Annotated in this window: 24 protein-coding genes; 5 read left to right on the top strand and 19 right to left on the bottom strand. The window is 61.3% G+C overall.

The annotated features are described in order from the left end of the window. Positions 1–360: 360 nt before the first annotated feature. Both zwf and GPS82_RS03515 read left to right on the top strand, forming a co-directional pair. Complete coding sequence (gene zwf, locus GPS82_RS03510; RefSeq protein ID WP_296491004.1) at positions 361–1,815, top strand: glucose-6-phosphate dehydrogenase; 1,455 nt, start codon at positions 361–363, stop codon at positions 1,813–1,815. 90 nt (positions 1,816–1,905) lie between these two features. Further along, positions 1,906–2,754, top strand: a complete 849-nt coding sequence (locus GPS82_RS03515) for an SIS domain-containing protein (protein ID WP_296491006.1) — start codon at positions 1,906–1,908, stop codon at positions 2,752–2,754. Positions 2,755–2,786: 32 nt separating this feature from the next. On the opposite strand, the gene GPS82_RS03520 is transcribed toward GPS82_RS03515, so the two are convergent. The 11 genes from GPS82_RS03520 to raiA all read right to left on the bottom strand — a co-directional run bounded on the left by GPS82_RS03520 (position 2,787) and on the right by raiA (position 11,973). Beyond that, complete coding sequence (locus tag GPS82_RS03520; protein ID WP_296491008.1) at positions 2,787–3,155, bottom strand: GtrA family protein; 369 nt, start codon at positions 3,153–3,155, stop codon at positions 2,787–2,789. 19 nt (positions 3,156–3,174) lie between these two features. Beyond that, positions 3,175–4,242, bottom strand: coding sequence for a DNA polymerase III subunit delta (holA, locus tag GPS82_RS03525; RefSeq protein WP_296491009.1), 1,068 nt, complete (start codon positions 4,240–4,242; stop codon positions 3,175–3,177). Positions 4,243–4,251: 9 nt separating this feature from the next. After that, positions 4,252–4,800, bottom strand: a complete 549-nt coding sequence (lptE, locus tag GPS82_RS03530; RefSeq protein ID WP_296491012.1) for an LPS assembly lipoprotein LptE — start codon at positions 4,798–4,800, stop codon at positions 4,252–4,254. Between the two features lie 3 nt (positions 4,801–4,803). Beyond that, positions 4,804–7,503: a leucine--tRNA ligase gene (leuS, locus tag GPS82_RS03535; RefSeq protein ID WP_296491014.1), complete on the bottom strand. Its 2,700-nt coding sequence runs from the start codon at positions 7,501–7,503 to the stop codon at positions 4,804–4,806. A gap of 54 nt (positions 7,504–7,557) precedes the next feature. Further along, a complete protein-coding gene (locus tag GPS82_RS03540) occupies positions 7,558–7,989 on the bottom strand; it encodes a biopolymer transporter ExbD (RefSeq protein ID WP_296491020.1) in 432 nt (143 codons plus the stop codon). A gap of 7 nt (positions 7,990–7,996) precedes the next feature. Then, the gene (locus tag GPS82_RS03545; protein ID WP_296491022.1) at positions 7,997–8,647 is read right to left on the bottom strand and encodes a MotA/TolQ/ExbB proton channel family protein; all 651 of its coding nucleotides are present in this window, start codon (positions 8,645–8,647) and stop codon (positions 7,997–7,999) included. Beyond that, the gene (dapB, locus tag GPS82_RS03550) at positions 8,644–9,459 is read right to left on the bottom strand and encodes a 4-hydroxy-tetrahydrodipicolinate reductase (protein ID WP_296491023.1); all 816 of its coding nucleotides are present in this window, start codon (positions 9,457–9,459) and stop codon (positions 8,644–8,646) included. The genes GPS82_RS03545 and dapB overlap by 4 nt, the downstream gene beginning before the upstream one ends. Positions 9,460–9,474: 15 nt before the next feature. Further along, positions 9,475–10,017: an outer membrane protein assembly factor BamE gene (locus GPS82_RS03555; RefSeq protein WP_296491025.1), complete on the bottom strand. Its 543-nt coding sequence runs from the start codon at positions 10,015–10,017 to the stop codon at positions 9,475–9,477. Positions 10,018–10,106: 89 nt separating this feature from the next. Next, positions 10,107–11,057, bottom strand: coding sequence for an HPr(Ser) kinase/phosphatase (hprK, locus tag GPS82_RS03560; protein WP_296491028.1), 951 nt, complete (start codon positions 11,055–11,057; stop codon positions 10,107–10,109). Between the two features lie 47 nt (positions 11,058–11,104). Further along, positions 11,105–11,563, bottom strand: a complete 459-nt coding sequence (locus tag GPS82_RS03565) for a PTS sugar transporter subunit IIA (protein ID WP_296491031.1) — start codon at positions 11,561–11,563, stop codon at positions 11,105–11,107. An 80-nt stretch (positions 11,564–11,643) separates the two neighbouring features. Then, positions 11,644–11,973: a ribosome-associated translation inhibitor RaiA gene (gene raiA / locus GPS82_RS03570; RefSeq protein ID WP_296491033.1), complete on the bottom strand. Its 330-nt coding sequence runs from the start codon at positions 11,971–11,973 to the stop codon at positions 11,644–11,646. Positions 11,974–12,314: 341 nt separating this feature from the next. Between raiA and corA the strand changes: the two genes are divergently transcribed. Beyond that, positions 12,315–13,301 (top strand): magnesium/cobalt transporter CorA, encoded by a 987-nt coding sequence (gene corA, locus GPS82_RS03575; protein WP_296491035.1) that lies wholly within the window; start codon positions 12,315–12,317, stop codon positions 13,299–13,301. Here the strand turns inward: corA and GPS82_RS03580 are convergent, their stop codons facing one another. From GPS82_RS03580 to GPS82_RS03595, 4 genes are all read right to left on the bottom strand, one after another. Beyond that, positions 13,302–14,060: a 5'-methylthioadenosine/adenosylhomocysteine nucleosidase gene (locus GPS82_RS03580; RefSeq protein ID WP_296491038.1), complete on the bottom strand. Its 759-nt coding sequence runs from the start codon at positions 14,058–14,060 to the stop codon at positions 13,302–13,304. Positions 14,061–14,183: 123 nt separating this feature from the next. Beyond that, complete coding sequence (locus tag GPS82_RS03585; protein ID WP_296491040.1) at positions 14,184–15,857, bottom strand: long-chain-fatty-acid--CoA ligase; 1,674 nt, start codon at positions 15,855–15,857, stop codon at positions 14,184–14,186. A gap of 167 nt (positions 15,858–16,024) precedes the next feature. Then, the gene (gene pntB / locus GPS82_RS03590; protein ID WP_296491043.1) at positions 16,025–17,467 is read right to left on the bottom strand and encodes a Re/Si-specific NAD(P)(+) transhydrogenase subunit beta; all 1,443 of its coding nucleotides are present in this window, start codon (positions 17,465–17,467) and stop codon (positions 16,025–16,027) included. A gap of 57 nt (positions 17,468–17,524) precedes the next feature. Beyond that, a complete protein-coding gene (locus GPS82_RS03595; protein WP_296491045.1) occupies positions 17,525–19,183 on the bottom strand; it encodes a Re/Si-specific NAD(P)(+) transhydrogenase subunit alpha in 1,659 nt (552 codons plus the stop codon). Positions 19,184–19,348: 165 nt separating this feature from the next. On the opposite strand from GPS82_RS03595, the gene GPS82_RS03600 reads away from it, so the two are divergent. Next, positions 19,349–19,867 carry an NUDIX hydrolase gene (locus GPS82_RS03600; RefSeq protein ID WP_296491047.1) on the top strand — a complete coding sequence of 173 codons (519 nt, stop codon included), beginning with the start codon at positions 19,349–19,351 and terminating at the stop codon, positions 19,865–19,867. Next, on the top strand, positions 19,864–20,979 hold the full coding sequence (gene mnmA / locus GPS82_RS03605; RefSeq protein WP_296491049.1) for a tRNA 2-thiouridine(34) synthase MnmA: 1,116 nt from the start codon (positions 19,864–19,866) through the stop codon (positions 20,977–20,979). Before GPS82_RS03600 ends, mnmA begins: the two co-directional genes overlap by 4 nt. Here the strand turns inward: mnmA and GPS82_RS03610 are convergent. The 4 genes from GPS82_RS03610 to GPS82_RS03625 are packed head-to-tail and all read right to left on the bottom strand — an operon-like array spanning position 20,976 to position 26,142. Further along, on the bottom strand, positions 20,976–21,266 hold the full coding sequence (locus GPS82_RS03610) for a metal-sensing transcriptional repressor (RefSeq protein ID WP_296491052.1): 291 nt from the start codon (positions 21,264–21,266) through the stop codon (positions 20,976–20,978). The genes mnmA and GPS82_RS03610 overlap by 4 nt on opposite strands. Positions 21,267–21,295: 29 nt before the next feature. After that, positions 21,296–21,520, bottom strand: coding sequence for a DUF2892 domain-containing protein (locus GPS82_RS03615; protein ID WP_296159704.1), 225 nt, complete (start codon positions 21,518–21,520; stop codon positions 21,296–21,298). Between the two features lie 17 nt (positions 21,521–21,537). Continuing rightward, the gene (locus GPS82_RS03620; protein ID WP_296491055.1) at positions 21,538–22,824 is read right to left on the bottom strand and encodes an FAD/NAD(P)-binding oxidoreductase; all 1,287 of its coding nucleotides are present in this window, start codon (positions 22,822–22,824) and stop codon (positions 21,538–21,540) included. A 24-nt stretch (positions 22,825–22,848) separates the two neighbouring features. Next, positions 22,849–26,142, bottom strand: coding sequence for an efflux RND transporter permease subunit (locus GPS82_RS03625; protein ID WP_296491057.1), 3,294 nt, complete (start codon positions 26,140–26,142; stop codon positions 22,849–22,851).

The raw sequence follows: 26,142 nt of genomic DNA on the forward strand, positions 1-26,142 counted from the left end.
GGCAGCGCAGCGCCAGTGGCGCCAGGTGCTGACTGAGCCACTGGCGCTGCGACGTTTTGGGCATGCGCCAGGCCCGGCAGCAGGGGCAGTGTCAGCGTCATGGCACTGACACCGATCACGATCAATTGCTTGACATTCATTTGCACTGTTTTTCCTTAGGTGAGATTTTGGGACCCCAAAATTCACCGGGGTAGTTTATCGAAGCAGGGTGCGGGTTGCGCTGCGAACGTAAAAAGGGACACCTAACGCACCCGACGGATGACCAAAAGTTACCTGTTTGCTGAAAATTCATGAAACTAAGTTACATTACGAGTTCTTTTTTTGGCCCCACATTGATTCACCCAGAATTTGATTGCCCACATGAGTTTTGACCTTGTTCTCTTCGGCGGCACCGGCGACCTGTCCTGGCGCAAACTGATGCCCGCGCTGTTTCAGGCCTTCAAACACGGCACCCTGCCAGACGGGGCGCGCATCATTGGTGTCGGCCGCGACGACCTGAGCGATGAGCGATACCGCGCCATGATCCAGACCCGCTTTGAACAGGTGGAACTGGTCAAGCGCCCCAACCCGGAAGAATTTTTGCGTTTTTCCAGCCTGCTGGAATTTGTCAGCATGGACCTGTCCAAGCCCGAACACTACGCCTACCTGAAAAACAAACTGGCGCAGCGCCCGGCCGACAGCGTGGTCATGTACCTGGCCACGGCACCCGCGCTGTTCACCACCATCGTCGAACAACTGGCCGCGGCCGGCCTGAACACGCCGCAGACCCGGGTAGTGCTGGAAAAACCGCTGGGCCACGACCTGGCCAGCAACCGCGCCATCAACCACAGCGTGGCCCAGGTGTTCAGCGAAAAGCAGGTGTTCCGCATCGACCACTACCTGGGCAAGCCTGCTGTGCAAAACCTGTTTGCGCTGCGTTTTGGCAACGCGCTGTTTGAGCCGCTGTGGCGCCGGGAGCACATTGCCAACATCCAGATCACCATCGCCGAAGAACTGGGCGTGGAAAAGCGCGGCGCGTTTTACGAGACCACCGGCGCGCTGCGCGACATGGTGCAAAACCACGCGCTGCAACTGCTGTGCGCCATTGGCATGGAGCCGCCGATCAACTCACACGCCGACGCCATCCGCGACGAAAAGCTCAAGGTGCTGCGCTCGCTCAAACCCTGGACCACCGAGACCCTGGCGCAGGATGTGATTCGCGGCCAGTACAGCGCCGGTGCCATTGCCGGCGTGGCGGTGCCGGGCTACCGCGAGGAACTGGGCGTGAGCCCGACCAGCCACACCGAAACTTTTGTCGCGCTGCGCACCGAAATCTCCAACTGGCGCTGGGCCGGTGTGCCTTTTTACATCCGCACCGGCAAGCGCCTGGCCGGGCGTGACGCGCGTATCGTGGTGAATTTCAGACCCACGCCACACGCCATTTTCAATTCGCAGATGGGCGACGCCAACCAGCTGGTGATCAACCTGCAGCCCAAAGACGGGCTGGAACTGCACTTGCTGGCGCAAGCCCAGGACAAGCGCCAGAACTCGAATATTCTGGCGCCAGTGCAACTGGACCTGGACTTTGACAAGCGCTTTGGCGGCGAGCGGGTCGGCGCCTACGAGCGCTTGCTGCTGGACGTGATTGACGGGCGGCTGAACTTGTTTGTGCGCAGCGACGAGCAGGAAGAAGCCTGGCGCTGGGTCGAGCCCATCCTCACCCACTGGCTGGCCGATGCGCAGGGCCCGAGGCCTTATGCCGCAGGAACCTGGGGCCCCAACGCCACCAGCACCATGATTGCGCGAGATGGTTTTTGCTGGAGCGAAGAGTGCTGAATTGCCCCCACGCTCGCCACTTCGTGTGCTTCGCTTCCCCCCGAGGGGGCCGTGCCTTGCTTGGGGCGGCCCGGCGCTGGAGCATTCCCCATGCTTGACCGCATCAAGGCCTGCCTGCCCTCGCTGGCCCCCGCCGAGCAACGCGTGGCCAAACTGGTGCTCAGCGACCCGCGCAGTTTTGCGCTGTTGCCGGTGAGCGAACTGGCTGACCGCGCCCATGTGAGCAAACCCACCGTGGTGCGCTTTTGCCGCAGTGTGGGCTATGACGGCCTGAGCGATTTCAAGCTCAAACTGGCTGGCAGTGTGCGCGAAGGCGTGCCCTTTATTCACCGCAGCGTCGACATGGACGACAAAACCGGCGACATCATGGTCAAGGTCATCGACAACACTGTCGCGGCTTTTTTGAAATACCGCAACGACGCGTCGGCCAGCGCCATTGAAAAAGCGGTGGATGCGCTGGTGGCGGCCTACAAGACGAGCCGGCGCATCGAGTTTTTTGGGGTTGGCAACTCGGGCGTGGTGGCACAGGATGCGCAGCACAAGTTTTTTCGGCTTGGCATCAACGGCGTGGCCTACAGCGACGGCCATATGCAGGTGATGAGCGCATCGCTGTTGCAGCCCGGCGACTGCGTTCTGGTGATTTCCAACTCCGGGCGCACCCGCGACCTGATGGACTCGTGCGACATTGCGCGCAAAAACGGCGCCACCACCATCGTCATCACCGCCAGCGGCTCGCCCCTGGCCGCGGCGGGCGACATCCATGTGGCCGCTGATCACCCGGAAGGCTATGACCGCTACAGCCCCATGGTGTCGCGCCTGCTGCACCTGATGATCATCGACATCCTGGCCACCTGCGTGGCCTTGCGCATTGGCGGCGACAAATTGCAGCCCCTGTTGCGTGACATGAAAAACAATTTACGCAGCAAGCGCTACGCCTGACCGCAATGCGCCTCGGCGCACGGATTGTCGAGTCAGCGGCGAAAAGCCCAGAAGCGGCTCAGGACAAAGGTTTGCCCGGCGGCAAACACCAGCGCGATAAAAAGCGCCAGCAGGCTGGGCAGCGCCAGTCCGCGCAGCAACGCCACAAATATGATTTCATTGCTGGCAAAGCCGGCCAGGGCGGTGATGCCAAAGCGGCGCAAACTGGTGGCCACGCTGGTGCCTGCATCCTTGAAGCTGAGCAGCCGGTGGCCGGCAAAGCTGACCCCAAAGGCAATCACAAATCCCAGCGCATTGGCCAACTCGGGCCACATGTGGGCTTGCGCCAGCGCAAAAACGACCATGTGCGCCACAGAAGCCGTGCCGCCCACCACCAAAAACCAGAAGGTGGAGGCCTTCATGCTTGGTCAGGCGCAGCCATCACGTCCTGGCAGCAGGCTTTTGCCCGGCGCAGGCCCGGCACAGCCGCAGCGCCAGGCGTTGCAGTGCTTGCCAGGGGTCGACCGGCCAGTCCGGCCGTTTGAGACCTTTGACGACGCCGTCCACCTGATGCGCCGCTTGCAGCAAATTCGCCAGCACGGCATCGCTCAGGCGCGGCACCACCCGCTCGAACAGGCGCTCCTTGTTGCCCCACACGCGTTGCTCGCGCAGGGCCATGGGCAGCGGGCTGCCCCGGTTGATGGCATCCTTGACGCGCTTCAGGGCACGAATGTCTTCAGCCAGGGTGTAGTGCACCAGCACCTCGGCCTCACCCTCGGCCTGCAGGCCATCAAGCATGCGCTGCACGCGTTCTGGCTGGCCTGCCAGCACCGCCTCGCTCAATTTGAAAACGTCATAACGTGCCACGTTGAGCACCGCGCTCTCGATCTGCTCAAAGCCCAGTTCGCCCTCAGGGTGAAGCAGCGCCAGCTTCTGGATTTCCTGGTGCGCCGCCAGCAGGTTGCCCTCCACCCGGTCGGCAAAAAACTGCAGCGTGCGCTGGCCTTCCACGCCTGCCATCACGCGCTGGCCCTGCGCGGCCAGGCGCTGGGCAATCCATTGCGGCAAGGCGGCACGCTCCACCGGGCTCACTTCAAGCGTGACCCCGCCTTCCAGCGCGGCAAACCAGGCACCGGACTTGGTGGCGCGGTCCAGTTTTGGCAAGATCACCAGTGTCAGCACGCTGTCATTGCCACGCGCCCGCTCGGCTAACTGTTGCAGCGCAACGCTGCCCTCCTTGCCGGGCTTGCCCGACGGGATGCGCAGTTCAAGAATCTGTTTGTCCGAAAACAGGCTCAGCGATCCGCCCGCCGCCAGCACCTCACCCCAGTCAAAGTGGGCGCCCGACACGGTGTGGGAACTGCGCTCGGCAAAGCCCTGCGCGCGTGCCGCAAGGCGAATGGCGTCAAGCGCTTCCTGAATCAGCAGCGGTTCATCACCATGCAGCGTGTAGAGACTTTTCAGGCCCTTTTGCAGATGCGCGGCAAGCGTTGCAGTCTGGACTTGCATGGCACGGCGTCAGTCCAGCTGACCCGGCTTGACGGCCGCCAGCCGGCGCAGAATTTGCTGCACGATATCGGTCTGCATGTCGCGAAACAGCAGGGCTTCTTCAGCCTCCTTGGCCAGCGCGGCAGACTCGTTGTAGCTGATGTCGCGCCGCTGCGCGATTTCTTCGTCCACGGTAATGGCCTTGCCCTTGGCCGTGCGCAAGCTCAAGCGCACGCGCAAGCGCAGCTGGAATTCACGCACCTGGCCCGACACGTTGACGCCGATCACCACCTTTTCGCGCACTTCGTCGGCGACCGTCAGCACCAATTGCGCTGGCGTGCCGGGCGCATCGGCTGCCAGCACCTGCACGGCAGAACCAAAGGCGCTGCGCAGCTCCTGCGTGATGGCGCTGCCGGGGCTGGGCAGGATGGCAATGCTCTGAAACGCAAAAGTCTGGCTGCCACGCAACTTGAAGCCGCAGCCATGCAAACCGGTGCCGGCAGTCGCGATGCCGGCGATCTGAAGCAGTGCCCGGCGCGAGACGATCAATGCGTCAGCCATGTGGGGGAGTTGCTTCATGGCTCAAACCACCAGATTCACCAGACGGCCGGGCACCACAATCACTTTTTTGGGTGCCGCACCGTTGGCTATTTTTTGGAACATCTCATGCGCCATGGCCGCCTGCTCGATGGTGGCCTTGTCAGCGCTGGCGCTCACCACAATCGAGCCGCGCAGCTTGCCGTTGACCTGCAGCATGAGTTCAATTTGGTCCTGCACCAGGGCTGCTGCGTCCACCGTGGGCCAGGGCGCGTCGAGCAAATCGCCGAGTTGCCCGGCGTAGCCCAGCTCATGCCACAGCGCATGGGTGATGTGCGGTGTGGCCGGGTACAGGCAGCGCAGCAATATGCCAAAGCCTTCGATCAGCGCGACCTGCGCACCGGCACCGTCAGTCGCCTTGAAGTCCTCCAGGGCGTTGATCATCTTCATGGCGCCAGAGACCACGGTGTTGTATTGCATGCGCTGGTAGTCGTAGTCCACCTGCCTGAGCACGGTGTGAAGCTCCAGCCGCAGGGCTTTGGCTTCCTTGCCGAAATCAGGCGTTTTCAAGGCGGCATCGGGCGCCATCGCCGCACTGATGAGGCCTGGGGCCGTGGCCGACAGCTTGACACCAAAGTTCCACACCCGGCGCAAAAAGCGGTAGCTTCCCTCGACCGCGGCGTCGTTCCATTCCAGCGTGGCCTCGGGCGGCGCGGTGAACATGGTGTACAGGCGCGCCGTGTCGGCGCCGTATTTTTCGATCAGCTCCTGCGGATCAACACCGTTGTTCTTCGACTTGGACATGGTGCCGATGCCCTCGTAGTCGATGGCCGTGCCCACCGGCAACTCACCCACCGCGTTCTTCAGCCTGGCGCCGGTGGCCTTGCCGGTCTCGTCAAACACCTGCTCCACATCTGCGGGCCAGAAGTAGTCCTTGCCACCCTTGTCGGTGCGGCGCGAGTAGATGTGGTTGAGCACCATGCCTTGCGTGAGCAGCTTGGTGAAGGGTTCGTCCACCTTCACCAGCCCCAGATCGCGCATCACCTTGGTCCAGAAGCGCGCGTACAGCAGATGCAGGATGGCGTGCTCGATGCCGCCGATGTACTGGTCCATCGGCATCCAGTAATCTGCACCCTCGGCCACCATCTTGTCAGCGTTGTTGGGGTCGCAGTAGCGCATGAAGTACCAGGAACTGTCCACGAACGTGTCCATGGTGTCGGTCTCGCGCCGCGCCGCCTTGCCGCACACCGGGCAGGTCACACCGGCATGGAAGGCCTCGCACTTGTTCAGCGGGTTGCCCGAGCCGTCCGGCACCAGGTCCACCGGCAGCACCACCGGCAGGTCTTTTTCAGGCACCGGCACCGCGCCGTGCTCGTCGCAATGGATGATCGGAATCGGCGTGCCCCAGTAGCGCTGACGGCTCACGCCCCAGTCGCGCAGGCGCCAGGTCACTTTTTTCTCGCCCAGACCCAGCGCCACCAGATCAGCGGCCACCGCGGCCACGCAGTCCTTGAACAGCAGGCCGTTGTATTTGCCAGAGTTGACGGCCACGCCAGCGCCTTTTTCGGCATACCAGTCTCGCCAGACGGTCGTGTCGAAGACCTCGGTGCTGACAGCCACCACCGGCTTGATCGGCAAGTCGTATTTGAGGGCAAAGGCAAAGTCGCGCTCGTCATGCGCGGGCACACCCATCACCGCGCCGTCGCCATAACTCATCAGCACGTAATTGCCAACCCACACCTCCACTTGGTCGCCGGTCAGGGGGTGCGTGACAAACAGGCCGGTGGCCATGCCCTTTTTCTCTTGCGTGGCAAGCTCGGCCTCGGTGGTGCCGCCGTGCGAACATTCCTGAATGAAGGCAGCCAATGCCGGGTTGCCGGCAGCCGCCTGCGTGGCCAGCGGGTGCTCGGCCGCCACGGCACAAAAAGTGACACCCATGATGGTGTCAACCCGCGTGGTGAACACGTACATGCGCCCGTCACCGATCAACGCGCCTGACGCGTCCTTGACATCATGGGTAAACGCAAAACGCACGCCCTCGCTCTTGCCAATCCAGTTCTCCTGCATCAGCTTGACACGCTCCGGCCAGCCGGGCATCTTGTCGCCGGTCACGTTGGCCAGCAGCTCGTCGGCGTACTGGGTGATGGCCAGGTAATAACCCGGAATCTCGCGCTTTTCCACCACCGCGCCGGTGCGCCAGCCCTTGCCGTCGATCACCTGCTCGTTGGCCAGCACCGTCATGTCGACCGGGTCCCAGTTGACCACCTGGGTCTTGCGGTAGGCAATGCCTTTCTCCAACATCTTCAGAAACAGCCACTGGTTCCACTTGTAGTATTCGGGCGTGCAGGTGGCGACTTCGCGGCTCCAGTCGATGGCCAGGCCCATGGCCTGCATCTGCTGCTTCATGTAGGCGATGTTCTCAAACGTCCACTGGGCCGGCGGCACGCCGTTTTTTAAAGCGGCGTTTTCAGCGGGCAGGCCAAAGGCATCCCAGCCCATCGGCATCAACACGTTGTAGCCCTGCATGCGCAATTGGCGCGTCAGCATGTCGTTGATGGTGTAGTTGCGCACATGGCCCATGTGCAACTTGCCGCTTGGGTACGGCAGCATGGAGCAGGCATAAAACTTCTTCTTGGGCTGGCCGTTGGCGTCGAGCGCGTTTTCAGTCACGCGGTAAGCGTCCAGCGCGGCCCAGTGGGCCTGGGCTGCGGGTTCTACATCTAGGTGCTGGTATTTGTCTTGCATGGCGGTCTGGGGAAGCGGCGCATGAGCCGCTGTGGCGTGAAATAAAAATCGATTTTAGGGTTTGCCCGCAGGTGCAGGCGCGTCGGCGACAAAGCCAATGCGGTTCAAACCCGCCTTTTGCGCGGCGCCCATGACCTCGACGATGCGCCCGTAAGGCACAGACTGGTCGGCACGCAACAGCACCTCGGTCTGTGGGTTGGCCTGGGCCGACAGGGTGAGCTGGCGCGTCAGGTCAGCCAAGGCCACTGTCTGCTCATTCAGGTAGATCTGGCCGGTAGCGTCCATCACCACGGTCACCGAACTGGGGGCGTCGCCCGCCGAAGCCGTGTCGGCTTTGGGCAAATCCAGCTTGATCGAGCTGACCAGCAGCGGCGCGGTGATGATGAAAATCACCACCAGCACCAGCATCACGTCAATCAGCGGCGTCATGTTGATGTCGCTCATGGGCGCTGCGCCCGAGGTTCGGTCCAGGCGGCCAAATGACATGATGGCCTTAGAGCGCAACCGCCCGGGAACTGCCGAGTTCGCGCAGGTCGCGGGCAAAGCCTTCAAGCTCGGCTTCCAGGCGTGCCACCGCGCGACCAAACACGTTGTAGGCCAGCACCGCCGGAATCGCCACCACCAAACCGGCCGCGGTCATGATGAGTGCCTCGCCCACCGGGCCGGAAATCTTGTCGATGGTGACCTGACCCGCGCTGGCAATGCTCATCAGCGCGTGGTAGATACCCCACACCGTGCCCAGCAAGCCGACAAACGGTGCGGTTGCCCCCACTGTGGCCAGCAAGACCTGGCCTTGCTGAAGCTTGTTGAGCGCTGTGTGCAAGGCGTTGCGCAGCACACGCGTGAGCTGTTGCGCCCGGTCACCCGCGCTGGCCAGGGTTTGACTGGTTTCAAGGTTGGTGGCCAGCACCAGTGGCAGCACCAGCAACTCGCGGTCAAACGCGCTGATTTTCTGGACCGCTTCAGCCACTGAAGCCGATTGCCAAAACGCCGCAATACATCGCGCCACGTCGCCACTGGCGCGACGCAACAACCATGTTTTCCAGAAGATCACCACCCAACTGCCGACCGACATGGCCAGCAGCAACAGCGCCACCGAGCGCGCCAGGGCATCGCCTTGCAAAAATAGTTGTGCCAGATTCATTTGAGACTGAGCACATCAGCCATGTCGAACAAGCCCGCCTTGCGTCCGCTCAAAAAGCGCACGGCGCGCAAGCTGCCCTGGGCATAAGAAACCCGGCTGGATGACTTGTGGCTGATCTCGATGCGCTCGCCGGTGCCGGCAAACAGCACGGTGTGGTCACCCACAATGTCGCCGCCGCGAATGGTGGCAAAGCCGATGCTTGACGGGTCGCGTTCGCCGGTGACGCCTTGCCGGGCATACACCGCACAGTCTTTCAGGTCGCGCCCCAGCGCGGTGGCGATGACTTCGCCCATTTTCAGGGCGGTGCCCGAGGGCGCGTCGACTTTGTGACGGTGATGCGCCTCGATGATTTCAATGTCGTAACCCTCATTGAGGGCTTTGGCCGCCATCTCCAGCAGCTTGAGCGTGACGTTGACACCCACACTCATGTTGGGCGCCATGACGATGGCGATCTCTTTGGCGAGTTCGGCAATTTCAAGCTTTTGGGGCTCGCTGAACCCGGTGGTGCCTATCACGGCGTTCACGCCCAGTTCGCGACAGGCCTGCAAATGCGCCATGGTGCCCTCGGGGCGCGTGAAGTCGATCAGCGCCTGGGCATGGCTCAGGCCGGTGCGCAGGTCGGCGCTGATGGCGATCCCGCTGCTTAAGCCATAGGCGGCGGCCGGATCCATGCCAACCGCCGGACTGGTGGCCACATCCAGCGCTCCGCTGAGCTGGCAATCACCAGAGCGGCAGATCGCCTCGATCAGCATGCGACCCATGCGCCCGCTGGCACCGGCCACGCAAATGCGGTGAGATGTGGACTCTGTCATCGTTAAAACCGGAAATCAGTTGGCAGAGCTTTCCAGCGGCGGATAGCTTGCTGGCAAGGGTGGCAACACCTTGGAGGCGGCAGCCTGAGGTGCCGCAGCCGTGGCGTTGAGGCTCTCTTGCGACATTTCCAGCACGGGCACTGTGCCGCTCCTTTTGCCAGAATCGAGCGATGCCACAAATTCAGCCTCGCTTGGCAGCGGGTCGGCTTCAACCTTGCTCAAAAGGTCGCCGTTGAAGAACACCGTGACCCGGCGCGACTGCGTCTCGACACCCTGGCGCTTGAAAGTGAACACATAGTCCCAGCGATCCCCATGAAAAACACTGGTGAGCAACGGCGTCCCCAGAATATCGCGCACCTGCGCACGGGTCATGCCCTCCTTGAGCGCCGCAGCTTGCTCGCGCGACACAAAATTGCCCTGAACGATGTCAATTTTGTAGACCGAGACCAGACCGACGACCTGATTGCTGGCCTGGTCGAGGCTGCCACACGCGGCCAGACCAAACAACAGAAAGCCTGACAAAGTCAAGCGGGCAGAACGAAGCAAGGACTTGGACATGGGCTGAGAGTGGGTAGCGAATAATCGGACCATTGTACTGGTTGCCCCCGGTTCAACCGACACGCCCTGCAGCCCCGCCCGGCCTGGCTTCAGGTGGATTCACTCATCGCCAGGCGATGGCGCTCAACAAAGTCTTTGTAGGTGTCGACCCCGCGCATTTGCAGAATCGTGTTGCGCACGGCGGCTTCCACCAGCACCGCAATATTGCGCCCGGCAACCACCTGGATCACCACTTTGCGAACCGGTACATCCAGCACATCCTGGGTCAGGGGCTCATAGGGAAGGCGCTCGTAATCCCGCTCCATGGTTTCGCGGCGGACCAGGTGAACGATCAACTGCAGGCGCTTTTTGCGGCGCACCGCGGTTTCACCAAAAATGCCGCGGATATCGAGCAGGCCAATACCGCGCACTTCCAGCAAATTGAGCAACAGGTCGGGGCAACGCCCCTCGATCGTGTCCTGGTTGATGCGGTAGAGATCAACCGCATCGTCAGCCACCAGGCCGTTGCCGCGCGATATCAGTTCCAGCCCCAACTCACTTTTGCCCAGGCCGGACTCGCCCGTGATCAGCACGCCCAGGCCCAGAATATCCATGAACACGCCATGCATGGTGCAGCGATCGGCAAAATGCTTGGACAGGTAGGCGCGCAGCACGTCGATGACAAAGGCGGACGAGCCGTCCGTGGAAAACATCGGGATCTGGGCACGCTCACACATGGACGACAGTGCCTCGGGCGCGATCTGGCCGTCCGCCAGCACCAGCACCGGGGGCTCCAGCGTCACGATGCGGCCAATGCGACGGGCGCAGTCGTCAGGCGTCGCGTTGACAAGGTAGGCGACCTCGCGCTCGCCCAGTATCTGCACCCGGTAGGGATGAATGTAATTGAGGTAGCCCACCAGATCGGCGCCCGAACGGGCCGCGCGCACCGCCACTTCGTCAAAGCGCCGCTCGGAGGCGCCCAGGCCTGCCACCCACTCCCAGTGCAAGCTGGCGCGAAACTCCTCAAAGAGCACGTCGGCGCTGATGACATTGGGCTTCATGAAGAACGCTCCGGCTCAGATTTTTCGGGCAGAACCAGGCGAATGGCTTACGCCGACTGCCAGATGGCAATGCGCTGGTACAAATCAGCGGCATCGCGGGATGTCAGGAGCTGTTCGCGCAGTGGCGCGTCGCTGAGCATTTCGGCAATTTCCGACAATATTTCAAGGTGTTTCTGCGTGGCAGCCTCTGGCACCAGCAAAAAAATCATCAGTCCGACCGGCTGCTCATCAGGCGCATCGAAGCCGATCGGCTGGGCCAACTGAAAAACCGCGGCCATCGGTGCCTTGAGCCCCTTGATACGACCGTGGGGTATGGCCACGCCGTGCCCCAAACCGGTGGAACCCAGCCGCTCCCTTGAAAAAAGGCTGTCGGTGACCAGCGCACGACTCAAGCCATGCAGATTTTCGAACAACAAGCCCACCTCTTCAAAAGCTCTTTTTTTACTTGAAACGTCCACTTGGACCAGTACTTGTTCAGCCGAAAGGATGGATGCGAGTCGATTCATGATGTACTTTAAAGGTGCGCGATGAAAATTTGGCACAAAAAAAGCCGCACACACTTGCGCGCGGCTGCCCAGATTTTAAATTACATCAGGCGCTTGGCCGCGTCATGATGATGTGATTGCAAGCGGTCTTTGTGACGCACCACCTGACGGTCCAGCTTGTCAACCAGTTCATCCACCGCTGCATACAGGTCAGCATGGGCACTTTCAGCGAACAACTCGATGCCTTTGATGTGGATATTGCACTCGGCTTTTTGGCGCCGCTCCTTTTCCTTCATGTTTTCCAGCGTCAGCAGCACCCTGACATCCACCACCTGGTCAAAATGCCGCTTAATTCGATCCAGCTTGCTGGTCACATAACTGCGCAAGGCAGGGGTAACTTCCAAATGGTGACCACTGATCGTCAAGTTCATAAAAGCCTCCTAAAGCTCTTGGGTGTGAAAGCTGCCAGCGACGCTGGCAACCGGGAAAAAGTGTCGACTGACCATGTCATTGACTATGCTCCGGCTTAACGCATTTTGCAATTAATTTTTAATGATGCCATGCAGCATACTCCAGTTTTGACGGCGGCCGAATTGCCGCAAGGTGGGTGGCAATGCGATAATCGAGCGGTTGTCACGATGGCATTTTGACTGGCTGCGAGGCGCATGGACTCTCAGAATCGCCGGGTTCCAACATGCCAGCGCGCTACAGGGATTGAGCCCCGCCCACCCGACATAACGCTTGATGACCTACCTCTTTTGGGAGTGAGCGCATGCTCAATATCTTCACCCTCGCCAACGGCCGCCTGTTTCAGGAAGAGATCGAGTCTCTTGAAGAACTGTCGCGTTTCCAGCCGATCTGGGTTGACCTGGAGTCGCCCACACTCGAAGAAAAGCGCTGGATCAAGCAGTATTTCGGGCTTTCGATTCCCGAGGACGCGATGGACGAGGACATTGAGGAATCGGCCCGCTTTTACAAGGAAGACAACGGCGAACTCCACATTCGCAGTGACTTTCTGGTGGCCGACGAAGACGATCCACACACCGTGCGGGTGGCTTTTATCCTGAACCTGGACAATGCCGAGCTCAAAAGCAAGGGCGTGCTGTTTTCGATCCACGACGAAGATGTGCCGGTGTTCCGGCTGCTGCGCATGCGTGCCCGGCGGGCTCCCGGCCTGATTGAGGACGCCAAGGAAGTCCTGCTCAAGCTGTTTGACGCCGACGCCGAATACTCGGCCGATACCCTCGAAGAGATTTACGACGAACTGGAAAAAGCCAGTGCCAAGGTGCTCTCGGGCGACGTGACCGACGCGCTGGCCGGCGAGGTGCTGGGCGCCATCGCGCGCCACGAGGACATGAACGGGCGTATCCGGCGCAACGCAATGGACACCCGGCGCGCGGTCAGCTTCATGATGCGCACCAAAATGCTCAACAGCGAACAGTTTGAAGATGCGCGGCAAATTTTGCGCGACATCGACTCGCTCGACTCGCACACGGCCTTTTTGTTCGACAAGATCAACTTTTTGATGGATGCCACGGTCGGCTTCATCAACATCAACCAGAACAAGATCATCAAGATCTTCTCGGTGGCCAGCGTGGCGCTGTTGCCGCCGACCCTGATTGCCAGTTTGTACGGCATGAACTTCAAGTTCATGCCCGAGCTCGACTGGGCCATGGGCTACCCCTACGCGCTGGGCCTGATGCTGGCCAGCGCCCTGGTGCCCATGTGGTACTTCAGAAAACGCGGCTGGCTCAAATAGTTATTTTTGCGGTCGCAACCTGATGAACTGGCCTACCACGGCCAGCGCATAGGGACTGGCCACCTGGTTGACAAAATCAGAAAAGTCCAGGTGCGCCTGGGCATCGGCCCGGTCTGAAATGGTGCGCATGGCGGCAAAAGGCACGCCGAAGTCATGGCACACCTGCGCCACCGCAGCGCCCTCCATCTCGACCGCCAGAGGCTCATGGCCGGCAGCCTGCAGGTCAGCGCGCATGAGCGCCGCCGCAGAAGGGTCGCAGACAAACTGGTCACCGCTGGCAATCAGGCCGCGGTGAATGACGGGTGCCTCCAGCAGCAAACTGCGATGAAAATGCTCCCCCACGCCCGCCAGACCGGTCCGCGCGGCTTCCAGCAAGACAGCAGACAGCGAGGGGTCGCAGTCAAATGTCGAGCGTCCGTAGAGCGGTATTTCATAGCGGGGGAAAAGCGGCGCCGAGTTCAGGTCGTGCTGGATAAAGGCATCCGCCACCACCACGTCGCCCACCTTGACACCGGTTCCCACGCCGCCCGCCACGCCGGTGAAGAGCACGCTTTTGACCCCAAACGCCTCCACCAGCACTGTGGTGGTGGTGGCCGCGGCCACCTTGCCGACCTTGGTCAGCACCAGCACCACGTTCTGCCCCGCCCACTGGCCGCACCAGAAGGTGCGCCCGGCACGCTTGACACGTTGCGGGTTGACCAGTTGCTCCAGCAAGCCCCGCTGCTCATCAAGCAGCGCGCTCATGATGGCCAGCGTCAAATGCGCCCCCCTGCCAATTGATTATTCCGTTTCCAAATCATTTGTGTCTAGGCGCGAAGCCGCAGGCAGTGCTGTAGCACGACAAGGCGAAGCAACAACGACACGGGTGATTTAGAAATGGAATTATTTGCCACGCAGCTCACGCCGCAGAATCTTGCCGACCGGCGTTTTGGGCAGCTCGGCGCGGAACTCGACCACTTTGGGCTGCTTGTAGCCGGTGAGATTTTCCTTGCAGTAAGCCCGCACCTGCGCATCGGTAACGGTGGGGTCCTTTTTGACAATGACCAGCTTGACCGCCTCGCCGGTTTTTTCGTCTGGCATACCCACGCAGGCGCACTCCATGATGCCGTCCATCTGCGAGACCACGTCTTCGAGCTCGGTCGGGAAGACGTTGAAGCCGCTCACCAGAATCATGTCTTTCTTGCGGTCCACTATTTTGAAATAGCCGCGGTCGTCCATCATGCCAATGTCACCCGACTTGAAATAACCGTCCGCCGTCATCACCTTGGCGGTCTCATCGGGGCGCTGCCAGTAGCCAGCCATCACCTGCGGGCCCTTGATGGCGATCTCGCCCGATTCACCCAGCGGCACCTCGTTGCCGTCGTCATCAAGCAGCTTGAGCCAGGTGCTGGGCACCGGCAGGCCGATCGTGCCCGAAAATTCGGTTCCGGTGACCGGATTGGCCGTGGCAATCGGCGAGGTCTCGCTCAGGCCATAACCCTCAACAATGGCGCAACCTGTTTTTTCCAGCCAAAGCTTGGCCACGGCACTTTGCACCGCCGTGCCGCCCCCGGCAGACACCCGCAGGCTGCTCCAGTTCACCTTGCCAAAATCGGGGTGGTTGGCGAGGCCATTGAACAGGGTATTGACCGCCGGGAAGAAATGGATCTTGTGTTTGGCCAGCTCGGTCAGCACGGCCGGGAAGTCGCGCGGATTGGGGATCAAAATCAGCTTGCCGCCAACGCGCATCGACATCATCATGCCCACGGTAAAGGCAAAGATATGGTACAGCGGCAAGGCGCAGACCGTGTTCATTTGCTCCCCCGCCGGAATTTTTTTCAAGGCCGGGTCAAACCAGTCATCGGTCTGCAGCAGGTTGGCCACCAGATTGCGCTGCAACAGCACCGCCCCTTTGGAGACACCGGTGGTGCCCCCGGTGTACTGCAACACCGCCACATCGTCAGGCTTGATGACCACTTTTTTCAAGCTGCCGCTGCTGGCCTTGGCAATTGCCGCGTTAAAGCGCACCGCGCTGGGCAGGCTGAATGCGGGCACCATCTTTTTAACGTTGCGCACCACGTAATTCACCAGGGTGCCCTTGAGCAGGCCGAACTGGTCGCCCATGGCGCACAACACGATGTGCTTGACCGGCGTGGCCGCCAGGCATTTCTCGAGCGTGGCGGCAAAATTCTCCAGAATCACGATGGCCTTGGCCCCCGAGTCCTTGAGCTGGTGCTCGAGTTCGCGCGCCGTGTACAGCGGGTTCACATTGACCAGCGTGTAGCCGGCCCGCAGAATGCCGGCCACGGCGATGGGGTACTGCAGCACATTGGGCATCATGATGGCAACCCGGTCGCCCTTGGCCAGACCCAGACTTTGCAGATAAACGCCAAAGGTCTGGCTCAATTCATCCACCTGCTTGTAACTTTGCTCCAGGCCCATGAAGCTGAAGGCAGGCCGATCGGCAAACTTCTTGAAGCTCTCCTCCATCATGTCGACCATGGAGGCATATCGGCTCACATCAATATCGGAGGGCACGCCCGGTGGATAGCTCTTGAGCCAGATGCGATCGGTCATTATGAATACTCCACTTGTTAAGTTTAAAACTGGATTTTCACCCGGATGTAAGCTTCTGTAAGCTGTGTTTTCCCTTATTTGCATAAAAACCGAGATTGGCGGCGCGCGCTGCAAAACCCATAAAAAAAGAGGCCCGAGGGCCTCTTCAGAAGGGGTTCACCGGCCACTCACGCCTTCAAGGCCGTCAGCACCTCATCGAGCATCTTCTTGGCGTCACCAAACAGCATACGGTTGTTCTCCTTGTAGAACAGCGGGTTGTCCACGCCCGCATAGCCGGAGGCCATGCTGCGCTTCATGACGATCGAGGTCTTGGCCTTCCAGACTTCGAGCACCGGCATACCGGCAATCGGGCTGCTGGGGTCGTCCTGGGCACCGGGGTTGACGATGTCGTTGGCGCCAATCACCATCACCACGTCTGTTTTCGGGAAGTCGTCGTTCAACTCATCCATCTCGAACACGATGTCGTAAGGCACCTTGGCCTCGGCCAGCAACACGTTCATGTGGCCCGGCATGCGTCCGGCCACCGGGTGAATGCCAAAGCGCACATTGACACCTTTTTCACGCAGGTGCCTGGTGATCTCGAACACCGTGTGCTGGGCCTGCGCCACCGCCATGCCATAGCCCGGAACAATGACCACGCTCTTGGCCTCGCGCAGCAGCTCGGCAGTCTCCGGGGCACTGATCGGGGTGACCTCGCCGGCGGGTTGCGCGCCGTCACCGGCTGGTTTCGGTGCGGCACTGGCGGTGCCAAAGCCGCCAGCAATCACGCTGATGAAACTGCGCGCCATGGCCTTGCACATGATGTAGGACAGGATCGCGCCGCTGGAGCCGACCAAAGCACCGGTGACGATCAGCAAGTCGTTGGACAGCATGAAACCGGTGGCAGCCGCAGCCCAGCCCGAATAGCTGTTGAGCATGGACACCACCACCGGCATGTCAGCGCCGCCAATGGCCATCACCATGTGAATGCCAAACAGCAGGGCGATCACGGTCATCACAATCAAGGGCAACATGCCGTCGGCGATGGTGTGGGCGTTGACGAACTCGCGACCAAACCAGATCACCACCAGCAGCCCGGTCAGGTTCAGCCAATGGCGCCCCGGCAACAGCAGCGGGTTGCCACTGATGCGCCCGGAGAGCTTGCCAAACGCCACAACGGAGCCAGAAAAAGTCACCGCACCAATCAGGATGCCAATATAAATTTCGATCTTGTGGATCGACTCTTCAGCGGAGGTCAAGGGGGTGCTCTGGCCATCGACCCAGTGGAACGACGCCGTCGGATCGATGAAGGTGGCAATACCCACCAGCATCGCTGCCAAACCCACCATGCTGTGCATCAAGGCGACCAGCTCTGGCATTTGCGTCATCTGCACCGTGCGCGCCGCGTACAACCCGACACTGCCGCCCACCAGCATGGCGCCGACGATCCAGGGCAGACCGGCCCAGGTCACCTGCGGACCAAACACCGTGGCCAGCACCGCCAGCGTCATGCCGATCATGCCGTAGAGGTTGCCGCGCAAGGCGGTTTGCTGGTTGGACAGGCCGCCCAGGCTCAGAATAAACAGTATGGTTGCGCCGATGTATGCAACCGTGGCCAGACTTGAAGACATAGGTATCTCTTTTCTTAATCGGTCGAGGACAGAGCTGAAGATCTGTCCCCGAAGTCGTTACTTTCGGAACATGGCCAGCATGCGCTGGGTGACGGCAAAGCCGCCGAACATGTTGATGGCGGTGAGGACGATCGCCGCGGCAGCCACCCAGCTGATCAGGTCGTTGGGTCGATCAGCGGCGTTGGCCCAGGGCGAGACCTGCACCAGGGCGCCGATGGCAATGATGCTGCTGATCGCGTTGGTCACGCTCATGAGCGGTGTGTGTAATGCCGGCTTGACGTTCCAGACCACCATGTAGCCGACAAAGCAGGCCAGCACGAACACCGTGAAGTGCGACAGAAATGCCGGTGGCGCGCTTGAGCCAATCAGCCAGAACAACGCGGCAGCCACGCCGAACATGATGGCCAGCTTGCTGCCGGCCATCGGCTCGGCGTCACCACCACCATGGCCATGCGCCTTTTTGGCGGCGGGCGCGGCGGCGGCCGGCTTGGCGGCTGGCGCGGGTGGCAGCTTGGGTGCCGGGGCGGGCCAGGTGACTTCGCCTTCCTTGATGACGGTCAGGCCGCGAATGGCGTCGTCTTCCATGTTGACGTTGACAACGCCATCCTTGGTCTTGCACAACTCCTCGGCCAGCCGAAACAGGTTGCTGGCGTACAGCGTCGACGACTGCTTGGCCAGCCGGCTGACCAGGTCGGTGTAGCCGACGATGGTCACGCCGTGCTTGACCACCGCCTGGCCGGGCTCGGTCAGCTCGCAGTTGCCGCCCTGCTCGGCGGCCATGTCGACGATGACACTGCCCGGCTTCATGCTCCTGACCATCTCGGCGGTGATCAGCTTGGGCGCGGGCTTGCCGGGAATGAGCGCGGTGGTGATGATGATGTCGACCTCACGGGCCTGCTTGGCGTACATCTCGCGCTGGGCCTGCTGAAAGCCCTCGCTCATGACCTTGGCGTAGCCGCCGCCGCCGGAGCCTTCCTCTTCAAAATCAACCTTGACGAATTCGCCACCGAGGGACACCACCTGGTCAGCCACTTCGGCACGGGTGTCGTTGGCGCGCACAATGGCGCCCAGCCCGGCCGCCGTGCCAATGGCCGCCAGACCGGCAACCCCGGCACCGGCAATGAACACCTTGGCCGGCGGCACCTTGCCCGCGGCCGTGATCTGGCCGTTGAAGAAGCGGCCAAAGGCATTGGCGGCCTCAATCACGGCACGGTAGCCGGCAACACCCGCCTGCGAGGTCAGGGCGTCCATCTTCTGGGCCCGGCTGAGCATGCGCGGCAGCGCGTCGATGGCCAGCACGGTCACTTCTTTGGCGGCGAGCTGCTGCATCAGGTCGGGGTTTTGCGCGGGCCAGACGAAGCCGATCAGGATTTGCCCTGCGCGCATCAGCGCGACTTCATCGGCGGTGGGGGGTCGCACCTTGAACACGATGTCGGAGCCTGACCACAAGGCGGCGGCCGAGTCGACCACGGTGGCGCCTGCGGCGCGGTAGGTGTCGTCGGAGCAATTTGCCGCATCACCCGCACCGGATTCGACGGCGACGGAGAAACCCAGCTTGATGAGTTTTTCAACCACCTCCGGTACCGTTGCGACGCGCTTTTCTTCGGGAAAAATTTCTCGCGGGACGCCGATTCGCTGCGCAGTTTTTATTGATGGCGTGGGGGATGGATCGGCAGGTTTGTCCGATAAGCCTTGAGTGGTGGCACCAGCTTGCATGAAGCGTCTCCTCGTTTGATTATGGTCAGGTTCAAGCTAACCGCGCGAGCTTACATCAGTTTTTTCCATTTATTTGAATGCAACAAACCTACACTTTGATGCATCTCAAACTTTTGAGTCGCGCGCAGGCGACGGGCAAATCTGCATTTTGCCGATAATCAAAGCATGAGCATCCGATGGAAACCCAGCGCCACAGTGGCCGCAATCATTGAACAAAACGGCAAATTTCTGCTGGTTGAAGAGCACACCCCGGAGGGCTTGCGCCTGAATAACCCAGCCGGCCACCTCGACGAGGGCGAGCGCCTGGAGGACGGCTGTGCGCGCGAGGCGCTTGAAGAAACCATGCATCTTTTTACACCCACGCATTTGCTCGGCGTCTACATGTCACGCTTTCAACGCCCGGCCACCGCCGACCAGGACCATGAGGACATCACCTACCTGCGTTTTGCGTTTTGCGGCACGCTGGGAGCCATGCAGGCGGGGCGCAGCCTGGACACGGGCATTGTGCGCACCCTGTGGCTGAGCCCGGACGAGATTCGCGCCAGTTCTGCGCGCCACCGCAGTCCGCTCGTCATCCAGTGCATGGAGGACTATTTGCGGGGCCAGCGTTATCCGCTGTCGCTGATTCATACCGACGCCGGCGTGATCGACCTGCAGCCCGTCGCCGGCGATGGCAGAGCATGAGCGGCACAACAAAGCGGCAGCGCGTGGTGGTGGGATTGAGCGGCGGCGTGGACTCTGCCGTGACCGCCTGGCTGCTCAAGCAGCAGGGCCATGAGGTGATCGGCATCTTCATGAAGAACTGGGAGGGCGATGACGACAGCGAGTTCTGTTCCTCCAACATCGATTTTGTCGATGCCGCCGCCGTGGCTGATGTGATCGGCATCGAGATCGAGCACGTCAACTTTGCCGCCGAGTACAAGGACCGGGTGTTTGCCGAGTTTTTGCGCGAGTACAGCGCCGGGCGCACGCCCAACCCCGACATTTTGTGCAACGCCGAGATCAAGTTCAAGGCCTTTCTCGACCACGCCATGCGCCTCGGGGCCGGAAAAATTGCCACCGGCCATTACGCGCGTGTGCGCGTCAATGCGGGCACCGGCTGCCATGAACTGCTCAAGGGGCTGGACCCGGCCAAGGATCAAAGCTACTTTTTGCACCGGCTCAACCAGAAGCAATTGGCCAACACCTGGTTTCCTGTGGGCGAATTGCTGAAAACCGAGGTGCGCCGCATCGCGCTGGAAATTGGCCTGCCCAACGCCAAAAAGAAAGACTCCACCGGCATCTGCTTCATTGGCGAGCGGCCGTTTCGTGAATTCCTGAACCGCTTTATTGCCAAGGAGCCCGGCCCGATCAGGAGCGACAAGGGTCACGTCATTGGCGAGCATGTGGGATTGAGTTTTTACACGCTGGGGCAGCGGCAGGGCCTGGGCATTGGCGGCCTCAAAGCCAAAGGGGCGCAGCGCGGTGGCGGTGACCACGCACCCTGGTTTGTGGCGCGCAAGGACATGGCAAGCAACACGCTTTGGGTGGTGCAGGGCCATGAGCACCCGTGGCTGCTGTCAAACGAACTCACGGCGCAGGATGCCAGTTGGGTCGCGGGCCAGCCGCCTGTTGCCACAGCGCTGGCCGCCAAAACCCGTTACCGCCAGTTGGATGCGCCCTGCCGCCTGAGCGTTCATGCGGCTGACGCCTTCAGTCTGCAATTTTCTGAGCCGCAATGGGCCGTCACGCCCGGCCAGTCTGCCGTGCTGTATGACGGCGAAGTCTGCCTGGGCGGCGGCGTGATCTCAGGCTAACCCAGGCGCGAAAGCAGGCTTTCCATGTCTTTGAGCATGGTGTCCATATTTTCCTTTTGCGCCGCGTCAGGCTCGACGCAAGTGGCCAGTTCTTGCGCCATGAAGCACATCGTCATGCGAAGGTAGGTGCTGTCGAGCGCCTTGCGCACGGCCGAGAACTGCTGGCCGATCTTCAGGCAGCTTTCGCCCTCTTCGATCATGCGCTGCACGCCTCGGATCTGGCCCTCGGCGCGCCGCAAGCGGTTCAGCACCTCGGTGCGGGCGGCTTCGTTGGTCAAGACGGTCATGCGCGGCTCCCAGGGTCAAGTGTTGGCACTTAGTTGGCGCAGCCAACTTTTGACTCAGGCACACCCAGCTTTTTCAGGATGATGCCCAGCGGACAAAAATTGGTGAAGCCGGATTGAAACAGATTGGCGCCCACAAAAGCGGTAAAGGCCAGCGCCCACTTGCTCACAAACAGCGGGCTGCCTTCGACCCCCAAAGCCAGGGAAATCATGATGAACAGGCCGGCAAAGACCAAGATGTAACGTTGAACGGTCATGGTAAAAACTCCTTTGATTACTTGTTGAGACGATTGATGCCGAGCAAACCCATGATGTATTTTTCATAGATGGGCTCGGAGGTGCCTTTTTTCAGCTTGCGCATGAAATACTTTTCGTAGGCAATTTTGGCCAGGTGCACCCACTTGCCTTTCTTGAACCAGTTCACATTGCGCGGGGGAATTTGCGGCAGGGCCACAAAGGCCGCGCCGGTGTCGCCCATGTCGGCCAGGCACACAGCGTTCCAGGTGCCCTTGGCCGTGGCCGGCTTGCCCGCCAGGTCGTCGGCGATGTTGTGGCAGATGGCGGTCATCATGCTTTCAATCATGTAGCCAGTTTTGGGGCAACCGGTCGGTACCGGCGTGACTTCCACCGGCGGAATGGCCACGCATACCCCGGCCGAATAAATGTTGCGGTAGGCCTTGCTGCGCTGGAACTCGTCAATCAGAACCATGCCGCGCGGGTTGCACAAATTGGGTACCGCCGCCACGGCATCCACCCCCTTGAAGGCCGGCAGCATCATCGACAGCTTGAACGGCACTTCGTGGTCCTTGAGCGCGTTGCCCTGGTCATCGAGTTGCGTGGTGAACAATTTACCCGCCTCGACCTTGGTGGTTTTGGCGTTGGTGATCCACTTGACGTCACGGTTGCGAAACTCGGACTCCAGCATCGACTTGCTGTCACCCACGCCCCCCAGCCCGAGATGGCCGATATAGGGCTCGCTGGTGACGTAGGTGATGGGCACCTTGTTGCGCAGTTTGCGGCGACGCAAGTCGGTGTCAAGAATCATTGTGAACTCGTACGCCGGGCCAAAGCAGCTCGCACCCGGCATGGCACCGACCACGATCGGGCCAGGGTTCTTTAAAAATTCTTCGTAGTCGGCAAAGAAGGCCTGCGCGTGATCCACATGGCAAATGGAATGGGTAAAACCGCCGCCACCCGACTTTGCCGGGCCAGCACCCGCCACCTCGTCAAAGGCCAGCTTGGGGCCGGTGGCGATCAGCAGATAGTCGTAATCCAGTGTCTCACCGTCCAGCAAGGTCAGTTTGCTGGCATCGGCGTCGATGTGGGTAACCGCCTTGCCAATGAAGCCGATCTTTTTGCGCGCCAGATAGGGCGCAATCGGCAGGGTGACGGCCTCTCGCTCGCGCCAGCCCACCGCAACCCACGGGTTGCTGGGCACAAACTGAAAGTAGTCGGTGCTGTTGACCACCGTGATGCGATGCTCCGGGGGCAGCATTTCCCGCAGTTCGTAGGCGGCTGGCATGCCGCCGATCCCTGCACCCATGATGACGATGTGAGCCATGTCCTGTCTCCTGAATAGTTAACGTTAATGAGTCTTGCCAAGCACAACCGGCGCATCTGTGCGCGCCTCCATACGGCGCCGGTACAGCGCGTAATACAACACCGGAATCACCACCAGCGTGAGCAGGGTGGACACCAGAATGCCAAAAATCAGGGAGATCGCGAGCCCGTTGAAAATCGGGTCATCCAGAATGAAGAAGGCACCGATCATGGCCGCCAGCCCGGTCAGGGCGATGGGTTGCGCGCGCACCGCGGCCGACTGCACCACCGCCTCCTTGAACGCCACGCCCTGCGCCACCTGCAGCTCGATAAAGTCCACCAGCAAGATGGAATTGCGCACGATGATGCCCGCCAGCGCGATCATGCCGATCATCGAGGTGGCGGTGAACTGCGCGCCCAGCAGGGCATGGCCCGGCATGACGCCAATGATGGTGAGCGGAATCGGCGCCATGATCACCAGCGGGGTCAGATAGCTCCTGAACTGCGCCACCACCAGCAGGTAGATCAGGATCAGGCCCACACCGTAGGCCGCGCCCATGTCCCGGAAAGTGTCATAGGTGATCTGCCACTCACCGTCCCACTTGATTGAATACTGGCGAAACGGGTCGCTGGGCTGCGAGATCCAATACTCGCCCAGTTCGCCCGTGCCTGGCAACGCCGCCGCCTGCAACTTGTCACGGATGGCAAACAAACCATACAACGGCGAGTCGAGCTTGCCCGCCATGTCACCAAAGACGTAGCTGACCCCCTGCAGATTCTTGGTAAAGAAAGGCTTGTCGATAACACCTGTTTCCACCTGCACCAACTCTGACAAGGGAACCATCTGGCCATTGGCAGCGCGCAAAGGCATGGCCAGAATGGCATCCAGCCCCACCTGGTCGCCCAGCGGCAACTGCAGCCGTACCGGCACCGGGTACTTGGTGTGGCCGTCATGCAAAAAGGCGGCATCCACCCCGCTGAGCGCAATGGCCGCCGTCTGCGCCACCATTGCCACCGGAATCCCCAGGGACTCGGCACGCTGACGGCGCACCCGCAGGTAGGCGCGTGGCGCGTCATCCTTGAGCGAGGTGTCCACGCCCACAATGTCGGGTGTGGCAATAAAGGCTTGCGCCACCCGGCGCGCCAGCGCCTGGCGCCCGGCCTCATCCGGGCCATAAACCTCGGCCACCAGCGGCGACATCACCGGGGGACCTGGCGGCACTTCGACCACCTTGACAAGGGCATGGTGGTGCGCGCCAATTTTCTCCAGCGCCGGTCGCAAGCGCTGGGCAATGGCGTGGCTCTTGTCGCTGCGGTGCTGCTTGTCGACCAGGTTGACCTGCAAGTCGCCCTGCTCGGCATCGGCGCGCAGGTAATACTGGCGCACCAGACCATTGAAAGTGATCGGCGAAGCCGTGCCGGCATAGGCCTGCAGGTTCAGCACCTCGGGTTGCTGCGCCAGATACGCGCCCAGCTCATGCAGGGCGGCGGCGGTGTTTTCAAGCGGCGTGCCGGCCGGCATTTCGACCACCACCTGGAACTCGCTCTTGTTGTCAAAGGGCAGCATCTTGAGCACCACCCACTGCACCAGCGTCAGGCCGACCGACAGCAGCAAGGCCACCAAAATGCCCAAAAACAGCAGCCAGCGCTTTTTGGCACTGTTCAAAAATGGCGTCAGCGCAAAGGTAAACAGTCGCTGCAGTTTGGGGCCCAGCCCGGAGGGCGCCGCCGTGGCATCGCCGTGCTTGTGCTGGGGCATGACCTTGAGCGCCAGCCAGGGCGTCACGGTGAACGCAATGACCAGCGAAATCGCCATGCCCAGGCTGGCGTTGATCGGGATCGGGCTCATGTAGGGGCCCATCAAACCGCTCACAAATGCCATGGGCAGCAAGGCCGCGATCACCGTCAGCGTGGCCAGAATGGTGGGGCCACCCACTTCATCCACGGCGGTCGGAATGATCTCGCGCAGGCTGCGCTCGGGATACAGATTTTGGTGGCGATGGATGTTTTCCACCACCACAATCGCATCATCGACCAGAATGCCGATGGAAAAAATGAGCGCAAACAACGACACCCGGTTCAGCGTGAAGCCCCAGGCCCAGGAGGCAAACAGGGTGGCCATCAGCGTCAGGATCACGGCGACGCCCACAATCACGGCCTCGCGCCGGCCCAGCGCAAAACCCACCAGCAGAATCACCGAGCCGGTGGCAAATGCCAGTTTCTGGATCAGCTTGTTGGCTTTGTCCGCCGCTGTTTCACCGTAGTCCCGGGTGATGGTGGTTTGGATGTTGCCGGGGATCACGGTGTTGCCGAGTTCCTGCACCCGCGCGCGCACCGCGCGCGACACATCCACGGCATTGGTGCCCGGCTTTTTGGTCACCGTCAGGGTCAGCGCCGGATAGACACCACCGGCAGCCACGCCCTCGTCAGCCACCGGCCCGTGCAAGGGCGCAGCCGCCCCTGGCGTGTACCAGACATAGCGCTGCGGCAATTGCGCGCCGGTCTCAATGCGCGCCACTTCCCGCAGGAACACCGGCAGGCCTTTGCTGACGCCCACCACCAGGTCGCCGACATCTTGCGCCGAGCGCAAAAATTCGCCCGTTTCCACGCTCAGCATCTGCCCGCCGGGCACCTGCGAATCGAGCACGGCACCCGAGGGCATGCTGACGTTGGCAGCTGCCAGCGTGGCCTTGAGCGACAGCACATCGACCCCGCGCTCGCGCAGCCGCACCGGATCCAGCCACACATTCACGGCCCGGTCCGGCCCGCCGATGGACTGCACTTCGCGGGTGCCCGGCACACGCTTCAATTCTGCCTCGAGCGTGTTCGCCACCCGCTCCAGGTCGACGGCCGGCAGGGCGTCCTTGCTCCACAAAGTCACCGCCAGCACCGGCACATCGTCAATGCCCTTGGGCTTGACGATGGGCGTGAGTGTGCCGAGTTCGCGCGGCAGCCAGTCCTGGTTGGCGTTGAGCACGTCATACAGGCGCACCAGCGCCTCGGTGCGTGGCACGCCCACCTTGAACTGCACCGTGATCACCGCCAGGCCGGGGCGCGCCACCGAATAGGTGTGTTCAATACCGGCAATCTGGCTGAGCACCTGCTCGGCCGGACGCGCCACCATGTTGTGCACATCCGCGCTGCTGGCCCCTGGGAAAGGAATCAGCACGTTGGCCATGGTGACGTTGATTTGCGGCTCTTCTTCACGTGGCGTCACCAGCACGGCAAACAGGCCCAGCAGCAGCGCCACCAAGGCCAGCAAGGGCGTGATGGCGTTGAGCTTGAAAGCCCGCGCCATGCGCCCTGAAATACCCAATGGGGAATTGTTCGACATGCTCAT

Origin of the sequence: Rhodoferax sp., assembly GCF_011391645.1 — a bacterium.
Lineage (GTDB): Bacteria > Pseudomonadota > Gammaproteobacteria > Burkholderiales > Burkholderiaceae_C > Rhodoferax.